Below are 16,082 nucleotides of genomic sequence, written 5' to 3'. Positions count from 1 at the left end.
GCGGCTGCCAACCACGCGCAACCGCGATATCGATCAACTGCTGCCGATTGAGGGGTGGGTGCCAGTGAGCACGTCAGACCAAGCACAGAGCGAACGGCTGGGGTAGGTGTCTTTGGCGGACGCTTACATCCGCCCCACCCTCCTGACCTGTGCGATCGCAGCCGTGCTGCTGCTGTGGGCCGCGTACGCACTTTCAGGCGCAGGCGTGATCAAGCCGCTTCCGCTCACGCGGCTCGCGCTCATCGCCATCACCGCGGTCTTCCTCGCCCGTGCGATGTGCTTCCCGCTGCTGCGTCCGGCCTTCCCGGAAAACTCCATGACGTTCTGGTGGGTGTCCTCGGGCATCTGCCTGGTCATCGGCCTGGTGCATCTGTTCGGGTTGGTCGCGCGCTGGTCGGATCTTTGAGCGCGCGCAGCCACGCGCTGATCCGCGGCTTGCGCCGGTCGCCTTGCGGGTCTGGAGCGGCGCGATAGGCCTCGCATGCGCCAACGCGTGAGGCACGTCGCGCGCTCAAGACTGCAGCGATAGAACCGGTCGAAGCCTTCGGTTCTTCTGGCACTGGGGACTGTCGCTATACTCGAAAATCCCGTCAGCTGGCTCGCCTATGAGTGCGGATGAGTGCGCTCCAACGCCCGCGCCTGCGGACGATCTGACCACCCTGCTGCACGCTTGGCATCAGGGCGACAGCGGTGCATTTTCGGCGGCGGTCGACCGGGTGTATCTGGACTTGAAGCGGATGGCGGCGCAGCGTCTGGGGCGCGGTGCGGCCGCGACGTTTTCGCCGACGGAGCTGGTCCACGAGGCCGTGCTCGACATGCTGCCGGCGCGGATGGACTTCGCCAGTCGCACCCATTTCCTCGCCACGATGTCGCTGGCGATGCGCGCCATCCTGGTCGATCACGCGCGTGCGCGCAGTGCGGAGAAGCGCGGCGGCGATCGGGTACAGGTGAGCATCAGCCGCATCGATGAGGAGAACCCGCACAGCGCGGCACCGATCGACCTGCTCGCGCTTGAGCAGGCGCTGCAGGGCCTGGAGGCGCTGGACCCGCGCTGCGGTCGCGCCATGCACCTGACCTATTTCGGCGGGCTGTCACAGGAGGAGATCGCGCGCCTGCTCGGCGTGTCGGTGCCGACCGTCAAGCGCGACCTGCGCTTCGCCCGTGCCTGGCTGCTGAAGGCCATCAGCGATGATCCAGCCCGGGATGCCGCCGATGCAGGCTGAGCGCTTCGCGAGGATCCGCGCGCTGTACCAGGACGTCATCGACTGCCCGCCCGAGCAACGTGCTGCGCTGCTTTCGCAACAGAACGTTCCCGCCGACATCGCGGCCGAGGTGCTGGCGCTGTGCAGGGCCAGCGACGACAGCGACACCGCGGCCTTGAACCGTCCGCGCAACGCGCTGCTCGGCGAAGCCATCGCCTCGCAACCGGCCATCGGCGATGTGTTCGGCGCCTGGCGCGTGGTGGCCGAGATCGGCCACGGCGGCATGGGGCGGGTGTTCCGGGTTGAACGCAATGACGGCCACTACACGCAGACGGCGGCGCTGAAGTTCATCAAGGGCGTGGCCGCCGAAGCCGCGATCGCCCTGTTCGCGCGCGAGCGACAGCTGCTGGCGCGGCTGCAGCACCCGCGGATTGCCCGGCTGATCGACGGTGGCGCCACACCTGAGGGTCGACCCTTTCTGGTGATGGACTACATCGACGGCCGGCCGATCGACGCCTGGTGCCGCGAGCATCGGCCCAGCCGGGATGCCCTGCTCGATGTGTTCGTCGCCGCCTGCGGCGCGGTCAGCCATGCGCATCGTCAGCTGGTGGTGCATTGCGATCTCAAGCCCTCGAACATCCTTGTGACTGCCGCCGGCGAACCGGTGCTGCTCGACTTCGGCATCGCGCAACTCAGCGAGCGCATCAGCGACACGCCTGCGCCCGATGCCGCGGGCGCGGCGTCCGCCGGCTACACGCCGCGCTATGCCAGCCCGGAACAGCGGCGCGGCGAGCGGGTCAGCACGGCCAGCGATGTGTACAGCCTCGGCGTGGTGCTCGGCGAGATGATCGAGCGCGCCGGGCTTGGCGCGGACCGCGAACTCGCCGCACTGATCGCGCGCGCCATGCATGCGCAGGCGAGCTCGCGCTACGCCTCGGTGGATGCGCTGTGCGACGACATCGCCCGACTGCGCGCGCTTCGTCCACTGCAGGCATTGCCTGCCACCGCAGGCTATCGATTGAGCAAGTTCGTGCGCCGCCGCTGGGCCGCCCTGCTGGGCGTCGCCGGCGTGCTCGCGCTGTGCCTCGGTTTCACCCTGCAGTTGATCAGCGAGCGCCAGCGCGCGCTGGCGGCCGAACAGATCGCACTGGCCGAGCGCGATCGCGCGCGACAATCGGAGATCGAGGCGCGCGCCTCGGAGGCGACCGCGCGCGAGACCAACGGGTTCCTGATTTCGGTGTTTCGCGGCGGTCACGCGGATGCGGGCAGCGGCCTCGTGTCGCTCTCGAACCTGCTCGACGAAGCGATGCTTCGCATCGAAACCGATCTTGCGGGCACACCAGCCACGCAGTCGCAAATGATGGCCACCCTCGCCCGCGTGCTGTTCGTGATCGGCCAGCCCGACCGCGGTCAGCAGCTCTACGCGCGTGCCATCGAACTCGAGCGCGGACAGCAGCGCCCGCTGGTGCTGGCCGAGATGCTGATCAGCAATGCGCACGAGCTGCGTCGCGACCGCGCTGCGCAGATCGACCATGCGAGCGTTCTGGAAGCCCTGCGGCTGGTGGACATGCATGCCGCTGCCGGCTCGCCGCTGCATTTCGAATTGCGCTTGAACGCGGCCAGCATCCTGGGCCAAGGTCGGCGACCGGAAGCCGATGCGGTGTACGCGGCCACACTGCAGGAAGCGCGCGAGCACCACCCGGGCAGTGTCGCGCTGTCCAACGCGCTCGCCGCCTATGGTTGGCACCTGCGCCGACTGAACGATTTCCCTCGCGCGATCGCGCTGATGCGCGAGTCACTCGACCTGCGCCGGCTGCTGCTCGGCGACACGCACGTCGAGTACGTGACCCAACTCGAAGCCCTGGCCGGCACGCTGCAGCTGGCGCGAAGATTCGCCGAGGCCGAACCGCTGTTCGTCGAGGCACTGGCCCTGCACCGTCGCGATGGACGCCTCGCAAGTCGCCAGGGCGCGTGGTCACTGGTGCAGTACGCGACGATGCTCGCTGCTGCCGGGCGCGCCGACGAGGCGATTCCCTTGTTCGAGGAAGCCTTCGAGATCGGTCAGCAGAAGTTTCCCGATGACAGCCCGTCCTTCGCGATCTGGAAGCACAACCTCGCCGATGCCGTTGCGGCAATCGGCGATGTGCCGCGTGCGACGGCCATCGTCGATGAAGCCATTGCCACGATGGAGACACAGGGCCCCGGCGCTCACCGCCGGCTCGCCCGCTCGCTGATCCTGCAGGCTCGCATCCTGAGCCAGAACGTTTGCGACGCAGCGGCCGGCGCGGCAGTCGACAGAGCGCTGCACATTCTGACCAGCGATCCCGCGCCCGATGGGTTCGATCTCGCTGACGCTTGGCTGGTGCGCGCGCAGTGGCTGCAGGACTGCGGCCGCCATGGCGAAGCACGCGCCCTGCTCGAGGCCCTGCTGGCAGCGCCTGCGCAGCTTCGCCCCGGCACGGAGCCGTACCTAAAACATGCCTTGGCAAGAGCCGACCTGTGGCGCGACGGCGACGCGCTGACGCTGTCGAAGTTGATCGACGCCGAACACGCGCTGGCCGCGATCCACGCACCCGGCGACCCGCGCCTGGCCTTGGCTCGACTGCCGCGCGCGGAATGGCTGCAGGCGCAGGATCGACGCGCCGAGTCTTCCGCGCTGGCGACGGCCATCGAAACCGAGATTGGCGATCGACTGGTGGCCGACGCACCGCTTCGCCGACGCATCGCTGAGCTGCGTGACGCGCGCTGATCCAAGCTCCAGCTGAGCGACCCGAGAACGTTCATGCGCGGCATCCACGCATGAACGTCCTCGCGATCCATCCGCATCAGGGGCTTTCGGAGTACTCCGCGGCTGGAACAACCGGCCGCGCTTCGAACCCGTCGCGGAACATCCGCCGGGCGTCCGGTCCGTCCATCGCCACGTTGTTGTTCAACTGCGGATCGTCGATACCGACCGGCGGGGTGACTGTGGCGATGTTGCTGATCGGGGTCGAGCCACCGACGACCGCCGGAGTGGCATTGAAGCGAATCCGCACCGAGGTCTGCGCGGGCAGATCGACGCGGATGTCCAAGGCGCCGCTGCCCGAGGGCGGGCACCAGGCCGCAGCGTCGGCCTCGCACTGCCACTGTGCACTGGCGAAGTCCGGCGCCAGGACGTCTTCCACCCGCGCTCCGACCACCGCACTCGGGCCGTCGTTACGCACGGTAATCAGGTAGGGCACCGGCTCGGCATCGTTGATGTAGTCGCTGTTGTTGGTCTTGCTGATGCGGAGGTCGGCGGTGTTGCCCTGCTGCCCGGGGATCACGCTGCCCTCGGCCGAGAACGGGCCCTGCCCGATCGCGTTGCGCGCGCGGACCCGGCAGCGGTAGGTCTGCTGCGGAACCAGCCCGGGCACATCGATCGGCGACGCAATGCCGACTGCTGCGATCGGCCCGGGCAGACACGAGGCCTCGTAGTCGAGCACCGCACTGCCACCATCGTTAACCGGCGCACTGAAAGCCACCCGCGCGCCGCTGGCCAAGCCGGTCAGCGTGCCCAGCAGCGGAGCCGCCGGCACGCTCGCGGGCGTGGTGCTCTGCGCCTTCGATGCAGGGCTGGTGCCGATCGCATTGCGGGCCACCACGCTGCAACTGACCTGCACGCCGTTGCTCAGACCACTGACCAGCAGCGGCGACGCCCTACCCGTCACCGACTGCGTGCCGCAGGTGGCGGTGTAGTCGAGGATCGGGCTGCCGCCGCTGTTGCTGGGCGCAGTGAAGCTCAGGCTCGCACTGCCATCGCCGCGCTGCACGCCGATCAGAGTTGGCGCCTGCGGTGCACCGACCGGAGTCACCGTCAGCGCGTTCGAGGCCGCACTGCTGCCGATCGCATTGCGCGCGACCACGGTGCAGCTGGCCTGCACACCATTGGCAAGCCCAACGACGATCAGCGGCGAGGCTGCGCCGGTAGTCGACTGCGCACCGCAGGTGGCGGTGTAGTCGAGCACCGCGCTGCCGCCGTTGTTGCTTGGCGCGCTGAATGTCAGCGTGGCGCTGCCGTTGCCGGGCTGCGCGCTGGTCAGCGTGGGTGGCTGCGGTGCGGCGACGGGCGTCACGCTCAGCGTGTTCGAGGCTTCACTGCTGCCGACCGCATTGCGAGCGACCACGCTGCAGCTGACCTGCACGCCATTGCTCAGACCACTGACCAGCAGCGGCGACGCCGTACCCGTCACCGACTGCGCACCGCACGTCGCGGTGTAGTCGAGGATCGCGCTGCCGCCGGTGTCACTCGGCGCGGTGAACGTCAGCGTGGCGCTGCCGTCGCCTGGCTGGGCGCTGATCAGCGTGGGCGCCCGCGGTGCGCGAACAGGCATTGCCGCCAAGCTGTTCGATGCCGGGCTGCTGCCGACTGCGTTGCGCGCGACCACGCTGCAGCTCACCTGCACGCCGTTGCTCAGACCACTGACCAGCAGCGGCGACGCCGTACCCGTCACCGACTGCGTGCCGCAGGTGGCGGTGTAGTCGAGGATGGCGCTGCCGCCGTCGTCGCCGGGGGCGGTGAATGTCAGCGTGGCACTGCCATCGCCCGGCTGCGCACTGACCAGCGTGGGCGCCCGCGGTGCACGAGCCGGGGTCACGGCCAAGCTGTTTGATGCCGGGCTGCTGCCGATGGCATTGCGCGCCACCACGCTGCAGCTGACCTGCGCGCCGTTGCTCAGACCGCTGACCAGCAGCGGGGACGCAGCACCGGTCGTCGACTGCGAGCCGCAGGTGGCCGTGTAGTCAAGGATCGCGCTGCCGCCGGTGTCACTCGGCGCGGTGAAGGTCAGCGTGGCGCTGCCATCGCCCGGCTGCGCGTTGAGCAGTGTGGGAGCCTGCGGCTCGCCCAAAGGTGTCACCGGCAGACTGTTCGAAGCCGTACTTGAACCCGCGACATTGCGCGCGCTCACGCTGCAGTCGATTGAAGCGCCGACGCTCAACCCGCTGACCAGCAGCGGCGAAGCCAGGCCAGTGACACTCTGCGCGCCGCACGTGGCGGTGTAGTCGATCACCACGCTGCCGCCGTCGTTGGCCGGCGCCGTGAACACGACACTGGCGCTGCGATTGCCCGCCTGCACGGCATCGAGCACAGGTGCGTCCGGCGCGCGGCGCGGTCGCACCGGCAGCACGATCGAGGCATTGCCGGTGCCGGTCGCATTGCGTGCGGTCACGCTGCAGTCGACCTCTACACCGTTTGCCAGCCCGGGCACCTGCAATGGCGAGTCGGTGCCGGTGACGGTTCGCGCGCCGCAGCTCGCGGTGTAGTCGAGGATCGCGCTGGCCTCGGCATTGGCCGGCGGCTCGAAGACGAGGGTCGCGGCGCCGTCGCCAGGCTGCGTCGAAGTGAGTACGGGCGCGCCGGGCAGTGCGCGCGGTGTCACTGCGATCCTGTTGGAGAACACACTGAAGCCGGCCGCGTTGAACGCGCGCACGGAGCAGTCCACGGTAGTGCCATTGATCAACCCGGTCACGACCGCAGGCGATGCTTCAACAAACACCCCCTGCGTTCCGCACGTCGCGCGAAAGCGCAACACCGGACTGCCACCATCGTTGCTCGGTACGGAGAAAAGCAGGGTCGCTGATGCATCGCCTGGCGTCGCCCCAGTGAGCGTCGGCGCCCCGGGCACTGTGCGCGGCGTCGCGAGGATCACATTCGATGCGGCGCTGCTGCCCAGCGCATTGCGTGCGCTGACGCTGCAGGACACTTCGGTGCCGTTGGCGAGGCCCGTCAAGGTGATCAGCGACGCCGCGGCCGTGATCGAGCTGCCACCGCAGCTCGCGGTGTAATCGAGCACGGGCAGGCCCCCGCTGTCGCCTGGCGCGGTGAACGTGAGCGTCACCACCCCATTGCCGGGCGCTGCGGCGCTCAGTACGGGTGCGCCCGGGAGATCGGCCGCCACGTACGCGGCATTCGCACTCGACGCCCGATTCGCGGCATCGCCGGTGTAGCTTGCAACCAGCGTCTTGTTGCCGCGCGTCGTCGAGGTCAGTGCACAGCTGCCCACCGACGGGGCGCCGGGCGTCAACAGCGCCGAACAGCTACTCGTTCCATCGGACACCTGCACTTCGCCACCGGGCGAGGGCGTGCCTTCACCGCTCACGGCGACCGTCACCGGATAGGCGACGCCCACCCGCGCCGGGTTTGGCGGCTGCGCGGTGATGCTGGTGGCGGTGTTCGCGATCGGCGTGGCCGACACCGGATCGGAGGGCGGGCCCATGCCGAGATCGTTGCGGGCGGTCAGCGTGCAGCTCGCGCTGACGCCGTTGGGCAGGGGCTGCACGACGATCGGCCCGCTCGTGGCGACCACGGAGACGCCACCACAACGCGCGGTGTAATCGCGATGCGGCGTACCTACACCGTTGAAGCCGAAGAAGACCGTCAGTCGACCGTTGCCGGGCGTGATCTGGGTGATCGTGTGCTTGCCGGGAAGGACCTGGTCGGGCACCTCGACCGCGAACAGATCGGAGGCCGAGGTGCGGGTCGCGGCGTCGCCGCCGTAGAAGGCACGCAGCGTGTAGGCACCGGTGCTGTTGGTGGTCAGATTGCAGCTGGCAGTTGATGGTGTGCCGGGCGTCAGCGTCGCCACACAGCTGCTCTGCGCACCGATGACACTGACCTGTCCACTGGCCGGGGTCGAGCCAGAACTGCTGACCTCGATATTGACGGCATAGGCCACGCCTGGCCTCGGAACAGCGGGTGCCGTCGAGCGGATCACGGTGGTGCAGGCGGCCTGTGCAGAGGCATGTGAGTTCAGGTAGACGTTCGAGATCTGCAGGCTGTCGAGCCCGGTCAGGCTGCTGGAGTTCGTCTCGAACACCGCAAGACCGACGTCCGACAGCGCCCGCACGCCGGCTCGGCTGTCCGCATCGCCCGCCACACCGGCCGCGGATTCGGACCGCCGATCTATCGCACCGGTGACGCGATCCTTGACGTAGAACTGGGCTAGCGCGGCGCTGGCGCCGGCAACCAGACCGTTCTGCGAACAGAGGAAGCTGACGTAGCGCGCACCTGCGGCGATCGAGGCTGAGCTGCACGCACCGCCCGTGCCCGCGGCGCCTGAACTGCTGGTGCTGACGCGTTCGATCGCCCCAGTCTGCAGGTCCTTGACGAACACATCGCGCACGCCATTGGTGTCGCCGGGCACGAGATTGCTCGCATCCGAAACGAAGGCGACATAGCGGCCGTCAGGGCTCAGGGCCGGCTGCTCGCTGTGGCCATTGCCCGGGGCGCCGCTGGCGTCGCTGCTGGCGAGGAATCGCAGGCCCGCTGGCGCCGGCGCGAACGCATACACGAACACGTCGCGCACCGCGCTGCCGCCGTCGAGCTGGAAGTTGGTCGCATCCGACGCGAACGCGATGCGCTGGCCATCGTCGGAGATGCTGGCCTGCACGCTGTCGCCATTGCCCAGCCCGGCCGCGACGCGGCTGAGTATCAGCGGGCTGCTGGTTTGTCCGTCACGCAGGATCAGGACGATGTCGACAAAGCCATTGCGGTCACCGGTGCTGCCCAAATACTCGCTGCGGTCAGCCGACGTGAACACCACCCGGCGACCGTCACGACTGACCGCGATCGGCCCCAGGGCATCGACGGGCGACTGCGAACCGAAGGCCGTATTGATGCGTCGGACGCTGCCATCGCTGAGCTGCTTGGCGAACAGGTCAACCCTGCCATTGGTGTCGTTCGCAATCAGGTTGGTGGCGGACGACAGGAAGAACACCTCGCCGCTGGCCTCGGCATAGGCCGGGGCAAAGCTGTCGCCGTTGGCCTGGCTGCCATCGGCCGCGACGCTGACCCGCTGCACGGCTCCGCCGGTGCTGTTGCGCAGGAAGACGTCGGAGCGGCCATTGGTATCGCCCGCGATCAGCGCGCGGCTGTTCGACGCGAACACGGCGGTCTCACCATCGCGGCTGATCGCCGCCGCGCTGCTGTCGCCGGTGGGTCGCACGCCCGAGTAGGCCGCGCTCGCCCGCGCCGTCAGCTGGGCGCTGCGGTCACGCACGAACACGTCGGCGGCGGCGTTCAGATCCGGCGTCACCAGCTGCGCATTGACCGACTGGAAGGAGACGAATCGGCCATCCGCGCTGATCGCCGGGCGCATGCGCGGCTCCCAGGAAACGTTTTCGCCGCCGGCATCGCTGCCGGCGAGCGTGAGGTGCTGATTGGTGAGGGTCTGGGTCTGACGGTCGCGCACGTACACGCCGGTGCCCACGCCAGGGCGCCCCTGCTGGAACACGACGTAGCGACCGTCGCCACTGATGGCCGGCACCAGCGCGTTGGAGTAGGACGGGTGCGACACCAGCTCGATCGCGCCGCTCAACATGTCCTTGACGAAAATCCGCTCGCCCGTCCAACCCCCGTTCGCGGGCAGGTTCGGCGAATTGCATTGGAACGCGACAATGCGGCCATCGGCGCTGAGTGAGGGAGCGATGCCGCAGCTACCCGTGGCGGCTTCTCCGGACGCGGTCGCGCTGACCAGACGCGAGCTGCGGGTCAGACGGTCCTTGATGAAGACCTTGTTCTGCAATGAGTTCGCGGTGAAGCTGGGCACCAGATTGCCCGCAGTGGACAAATAGGCGACGTGGCGGCCGTCCGCGCTGATTGCCGGAAACGCGCTGTAGCTGTCGCCAACCGTGTCCGCGCTGTTGCTGCTGACCAGGTCAACTGCGCCGGTCTGCATGTCCTTGACGTAGACGTCGATGAGGCCGTTGCTATCGCCCGCAGCCAGCGGCCGCGAGGAGGGGAACACCACATAGCGGCCATCCACGCTCAAGGCGGAGAGCATGGTCGTGAACGACAGTTCGGACTGGGGCGGCAGGCTGCCGTTGGGCAGCGATGACGCGCGCGCCACCGAGCCGTTGTAGAGATCCTTCACGTAGACATGCCTGCCGTTGTCGCCGCCCGGCATCAGCGTGCTGGCCTGCGAAAAGAACGACACGTAGCGGCCGTTCGCGCTGATCGACGGCAGCTGGCTGGCGCTGTTGCCCTGCGTGCCATCGGCAGCCTCGCTGACCCGGCGCACGGCGCCGCTCAGCTGATCGCGAACGAAGATGTCCTCAACGCCGTTGGTGTCACCTGCAACCAGGTTGCTTGCGCTGGAAGAAAACACCACGAAGCGGCCGTCTGCACTGAGCGCCGTGCCGGACGCGACCGAAGCCGCATTGCTTTCGGGGAAGCTGGCAAGCGACTGCGACAGCTGGCGCGGATAGGCCGGCGCTGCGGGCAGAACCGTCTGCGTGACCGCGGCCGTGGTGGCGCCAGCGTAGGGCCCGCTGCCGCTCCAGGTCGCCGTCAGCGCGCGCGCGCCGACGGTGCTGCCGCGCCACAGACACTCGCTGGCCGGCAGCACGATGGTGCATTCGTCAACGCCATCGCTGACCACGATGGTGCCCGTGGGCGCCGGCTGCGCCAGGAACGGCCGCACATCGAGCAGCACCACCACGCTCACCGCTTCACCGACGCGGCTGGCGGCCGGCAGATGGCTGACGATGCGGAAGTCGCGAACGCTGTGGACATCCTGCGCACTGCTTGCCGCCCACAGATTCTGCGCGGCGAAGTCCGCGCTCAGCTCGCGGGTTCCGGCGCGCGCGCTGCGCAGCACGCAGCTGGCCGTTTCACCGGGCGTGCCCGCGAGAGTGGCTTGGCAGGTCGAGGTCAGCGGATCGCCTTCCGGGCCATCGCGAACCACGACCACGCCCTGCGGATGCCCGCCCTGGCTCGGGTTCTCGCGCACCTGCAGCTGCACCGTGTAGGGCTCGAAAGGCGCAGTGGCCGCAGGCGTGCGCGACAGCAGCTGGGTGAGGGTGGTGCGGCCTCCCTCAACCGAATGAGAGACGGTGGCGTTGGCCGCTGCGATCGCGTCTTGGCCGCCGTAGCACAGCTGCATCGTGCGCGTGCCGGGGCTGCCAAAGCGGATCGTGCAGCTGTTCGCCGGCAGGGTGGCGCTGCACTGGTGCGCGGGAGTGATCGGCGGCGAGGCGCAATCGGCCGCTTCCTTCACGACCACCTGTCCCGTCTGGGCCAGCGGCAGGCTGCTGGTCTGCGCGACGAGGCTCCAGGCGAACACGACCTCGCCGTTCACTACCGAGGGCGCAGGCGTGTGGGTGATGGCGGTGAATCCGACGGTGTCGACCACATCGTGCGTGGTCGTAGCGCTGCTGCCGTCCCAACCGCCCCAGCCCAGATAGTCAGCCGTCAGGGTTCGGCGCCCGAGCGCGCGCGGCACGATCTGACAGCTGCCGCTGCCGCCGCTGAGCGTGATCCGGCAGCTCGCGGTGAGTGCATCGCCGCGCGGCCCGTCGCGCACCTCGACTTCGCCCTGAGGCGTGCCGCTCATGCTGTTGTAGGCCGCCTTGGCGACCGTCACCTGCACGCTGTATGGGCTGGCACCGGTGCTGGGATCAGGCGCATCGACGATCTGCACTTCGGTGTTGGCGCCCGGCGTGAAGTACCAGTCCACCTGGGGGTTGAAGCGGATACGGGTGGGGAAGATGAGACGCTGATGGCCGTCGGCGATCGGCGTGGTGCCAATGAAGGTGGCCGCGAAGGACGTCTCGGGGACGAACCGCACCACGATCCTGCACTCACCGCCCTGCGGATTGTTCATCCGACCGACATAGCGCGCCTGGTGAAAGTAGTCGTCGGCCGTGCCGGCGAGACCGTCAATGCCCGCGCGCGCCAGGCGCAGCGTGGCGATGTCCTCGCTGTGCAGGTGACGCTGCACCTGACCCATTTCGTAGCCCTGGTGGGCGGCGGATTCGCTGTTGGCGTAGCCGAGCGCGGCCATCACCGCCGCATTGCCGTTGGCGACGAAGTTGTGCCCCGCCGGCAGGCCGGACAGCTCACGGGTCATCGTGGTTCTGTCGACCACCGTCGGCACCACGCCGGGATCGTTCACCCCGCTGACATACCAGTTCAGGCTGCGATCATCGCCGCGTTGGTCATCGGCCGAACCGGGATTGCCATCGGCGTCGCCGAGGTGGTCCAGCACATTGTTGACGCCATCCGTGCTGCGCGTGGCGTCAAACACGCTGGCGCCCGCCCCGCTCGGGTCACTCGCATGCTGCGGATGGTGGAGCCCGTGGGCATGCATGAACTCATGCAGCAGCACCGTCTCGAAATCCGGCCGGGTGGCGTCCGCGCTGCTGTTGGGCCAGAACGCGAAGCTGTGTTCGGCCAGGCCGTGGAAGCGGTTGTAGGTAGCGATCACGTTGTGGATGGCCGGTTCGGCGGCGATCGCGAGCGCCGGGTTTTCCGAGATGTCGACGCAGACCGTGACATCGCTTTGCTCGCCACCCACGCCCGTGTAGTTCTGATGCAGGATGGCGTTCGGTGAGTCTTCGGTGGCGCTGATAAAGGCGCCCGCACCCGCAGGCTGCGGAAACAGCGCCACCAGACTGGCGACCAGCACACTCAGACGCAGGCGGCTCATTGCACACTCCCGCTGTCGACGCGCTTGCCGTCGCGTTGCAGCAGCGGCTGTATCGCCCGTACGGTGCTCGCCAGCGCGTTGATGCCGGCGGATTTCGGCTGACGGTCGGCGGCGTCGAGCACATCGGCCCAGACCAGCTCGCGCGGCACGTCGTCCTCGCGCCACTGCAGCGCGAACACATCGGCATCCAGCGCATGGAACTCGATCTCCGGCTCGCCGTCCTCGCGTTTGGCGAGCGCTTCGGCAGCCTTGGCCTCCTGCCGCAGGCTGTCCGCGCTGACGCCGCGCAGCGCCTCGATCGCGATCTCGGCGCGCAGAGATTCCCGTTCGGCCGCATCCAGGCGGATCTCGTACTGCCCGGATTTGCGCAGATACCAGGGCCGCTGCACGGCGACGCAGCCGTCCTCGTGCACGCTGACCCGCAGGCGCTCGCTCTCGGACCCGCGCAAGGCACCCGAGACGATGCTGAGCGTCAGCGTCGGCGGCGCTGAGCCCTCGCAGGCAGCGGCGGCCGAGGCCAGCGCAGGGAACAGACACGCGCAGAAGGCGGAGAACGCCGACATCGCCAGCGCGGCGTGAGCGCGGCGCAGCAGCCGACCCGACAACAGACAGAACATGAAGAAACCCCTGATGGCCGAACGATGACGGCTCTCAGGGAGGCTTGTCGTATTCCGATGCGGCGAGGGATCACGGCGGATGCGATGCGCTCGCCGAGGTCGTTCTGCGCACTGGGCGACGGGTGCACCGGGCGCTGGCGACACGGCTGTAGCCATGCGTGGAAGGCGTCACCTCGCTCAGGCCCTGAGGCTGCAGCGCACCGTGCATTTCGGACGGAGGTGCAGGAGCGCACATTCAGATTGCCGGAGGGCATTCACGGCGGGTAGCCTCGTCGACCAAGCAGCGCCCGCCGACACGCACAACGCTCGGGCGCGCGATTGACGAGTGAATCGAGCTGCCGCGCGGCGATGCCGGCCGGCCGTCCATTCGATCCGAGTTTTCTTTGAGGAAGTTCAAGGATTTGGATTGCTCATGAGCACTCTCAGACTCGTCGCACTGGTTTTGCTCCTCGTGTTCAGCAGCCACCTCGGGGCTCAGGGCGCTGGCTCACCCACCATTGAGGAGTTCACAAGTCTCGGCGCTCAGATCGGTGTCCGCGTGTTCTCGCCTTCGCACAACGACGGCAAGCCACGCAGCGCGATCGTGTTGTTCCACGGCGGCGGCTGGAATGAAGGTGAAGCCAGTTGGATGGACGCTATTGGAGAGCAGTATTCCGCGCTCGGGATGGTCGCCGTCTCGGTCGACTATCGCCTCTCTCGCGACGGCCTCACTCCGTTCGATGCGGTCGCCGATGCCAGGAATGCGATTCGCTGGGTTCGCGAGGAGGCGGGCAGGCTTGGTATAGATCCGGACAAAGTGGTGGCGCTCGGCACTTCGGCGGGTGCCCACCTCGCGTCTTCAGCCGCCATCTTCGATGAACCCTGGGGCAGCGCGGTTTCCTCTGTACCCAACGCCTTGGTGCTGCGCTCGCCTGCGGTATCCGTCGCCACATCGACCTGGTTCCGATCGCTGGTCGGCGGTGCGGCACAGGCGGCGGCGCTCTCGCCGGATCTTCATGTGCGCTCCGGCCTTCCGCCCATGTTGCTGCTGCAGGGCGCGGAGGACAACGTGACCCCGGCGGCAGGCGCGGAACGCTTCTGCGAACGCATGCGAGAACGCGGCAACGTCTGCCGGCTGAAGCTGTATCCCGCGGTTGGACACCTGTTTACGCGGAACCTGGCGAGTCAGGAAGTTCCGGACTACAGCGCCATCGACAGGGACGTCAGTAAAGACGCGAGCGATACAAGCATCGCTTTTCTCAAGGAGCATGGCTTCATCGTGGACGACGCAGCTGCGCGTTGACCGTTCATTGAAACCCGCGCCACTTCGCGGCGCCGCCCAATACAGGCGCCGCAATTCAAGATGAGATCAGGTGTTCTGCCGGAACACCTCAGAATCACGCCTTCGGAATGAATCGAGCGGTCCACCTCCATCGCGGCCGCTCCGTCCACCCCGCTGCCTCTGGCATCTCCTTGCCACCCACATGACGCGCCGGACTATAGGCGAGGGCAACACTGGCCCGGCTGGTCCGCAGACCGTGCAATCGCGCTACTAATCTCAAGGGCCACGCCATGATCTACAACAGCATCCTCGACACCATCGGACGCACCCCGGTGGTGCGCATCAACCGCTTCAAGCCCGAGCACGTGGACATCTTCGTCAAGATCGAGGCCTTCAATCCGATGGCCTCGGTGAAGGATCGCCTGGCGCTGGCGATCATCCTGGATGCGGAACAGAAGGGTCTGCTGAAGCCCGGCCAGACGGTGGTGGAGGCGACCTCAGGCAACACGGGTATCGCCTTGGCGATGGTGTGTGCGGCGCGCGGGTATCCGTTTGTGGCCTTCATGGTCGAGACGTTCTCGATCGAGCGCCGCAAGCTGATGCGCGCGCTGGGCGCCAAGGTGGTGCTCACCCCGGCCGCGGAGCGCGCCAGCGGAATGGTGCGGGCGGCGAACGAGTACGCCGAGCGTATCGGCGGGTTTCTGGCCCGGCAGTTCGACAACCCGGCCAACCCGGCCTTCCACCGCAACACCACCGGCCCGGAGATCCTGTCGGACTTCGCCGGCAAGCGGCTGGACTGGTTCGTTACCGGCTACGGCACCGGCGGCACCATGACCGGCGCCGGCGAGATCCTGAAAGTGGCGCGGCCGGACCTGAAGATCTGCACCACCGAGCCGGCCGGCGCGCAGCTGTTGGCCGGCGGCGAGTGGAAGCCGCACAAGATCCAGGGCTGGACGCCGGACTTCATCCCCTCGGTGCTGAACCGCGAAATCTTCGACCGCGATATCCCGATCGAAGACGTGGTGGCCCGCGACACCTCGCTGGAGCTCGCGCGCAAGGAAGGCATCTTCGTCGGCATCTCGGCCGGCGCCACCTATGCCGCCGCGCTGGAGCTGGCCAAGGACGCCGAGCCCGGCACGCAGATCCTGGTGATGCTGCCGGACACCGGCGAGCGCTATCTCTCGACCTTCCTGTTCGAAGGGATCAACGAGGGCTCGGACGAGGTGTGAGCCGCGCCTGCGGCGCGGCGGGAATGGGGAGTCGGGAGTCGGGAGTCGCCAACAGCGCCGCGTTCGCCTACGTTGCGCAAGCGAAGGTCCCGAGACAGTGTGGGAGCCTGCTTGCAGGCGACCCGACGCCACGCGCTGTCCGCGCAGGCCTGCGTCGCGTGCAAGCTCGCTCCTGCACGCACCCGCGGGCACCAAGCGGCTATAGAGCCGGCGCCAATTATCCGTGAACTTCAAGCGCCGCCAGCGGTCAAGGTTTCGGTCTTGGATCGGAGGTGTGGCAAATGGAAGCAGTTGACGGTCGGAGCTTGAGTCGAGACGCGCTGCAC

Annotated in this window: 7 protein-coding genes; 5 read left to right on the top strand and 2 right to left on the bottom strand. The window is 68.0% G+C overall.

The features are described from left to right. Positions 1-163: 163 nt before the first annotated feature. The 3 genes from ACIQ7H_RS20020 (at position 164) to ACIQ7H_RS20010 (ending at position 3,951) form a co-directional block, all read left to right on the top strand. Entirely contained in the window at positions 164-406 is a 243-nt protein-coding gene (locus tag ACIQ7H_RS20020; RefSeq protein WP_395794865.1) for a hypothetical protein, read from the top strand. Positions 407-605: 199 nt separating this feature from the next. Next, a complete protein-coding gene (locus ACIQ7H_RS20015; RefSeq protein ID WP_395794863.1) occupies positions 606-1,223 on the top strand; it encodes an ECF-type sigma factor in 618 nt (205 codons plus the stop codon). Further along, on the top strand, positions 1,189-3,951 hold the full coding sequence (locus tag ACIQ7H_RS20010) for a tetratricopeptide repeat protein (RefSeq protein ID WP_395794861.1): 2,763 nt from the start codon (positions 1,189-1,191) through the stop codon (positions 3,949-3,951). Before ACIQ7H_RS20015 ends, ACIQ7H_RS20010 begins: the two co-directional genes overlap by 35 nt. A 76-nt stretch (positions 3,952-4,027) precedes the next feature. On the opposite strand, the gene ACIQ7H_RS20005 is transcribed toward ACIQ7H_RS20010, so the two are convergent. Next, the gene (locus tag ACIQ7H_RS20005) at positions 4,028-12,649 is read right to left on the bottom strand and encodes a hypothetical protein (RefSeq protein ID WP_395794859.1); all 8,622 of its coding nucleotides are present in this window, start codon (positions 12,647-12,649) and stop codon (positions 4,028-4,030) included. Continuing rightward, entirely contained in the window at positions 12,646-13,266 is a 621-nt protein-coding gene (locus ACIQ7H_RS20000) for a hypothetical protein (RefSeq protein ID WP_395794857.1), read from the bottom strand. The genes ACIQ7H_RS20005 and ACIQ7H_RS20000 overlap by 4 nt, the downstream gene beginning before the upstream one ends. Before the next feature lie 412 nt (positions 13,267-13,678). Here ACIQ7H_RS20000 and ACIQ7H_RS19995 point away from each other — a divergent pair, with 412 nt between their 5' ends. Further along, on the top strand, positions 13,679-14,548 hold the full coding sequence (locus ACIQ7H_RS19995) for an alpha/beta hydrolase (RefSeq protein WP_395794855.1): 870 nt from the start codon (positions 13,679-13,681) through the stop codon (positions 14,546-14,548). A gap of 269 nt (positions 14,549-14,817) precedes the next feature. Continuing rightward, on the top strand, positions 14,818-15,756 hold the full coding sequence (gene cysK, locus ACIQ7H_RS19990) for a cysteine synthase A (RefSeq protein WP_395794853.1): 939 nt from the start codon (positions 14,818-14,820) through the stop codon (positions 15,754-15,756). Positions 15,757-16,082 lie beyond the last annotated feature (326 nt).

Origin of the sequence: Aquimonas sp. (assembly GCF_044377145.1) — a bacterium.
Lineage (GTDB): Bacteria > Pseudomonadota > Gammaproteobacteria > Xanthomonadales > Xanthomonadaceae > Aquimonas.
This window is presented reverse-complemented; position numbering and strand designations above follow the sequence as displayed.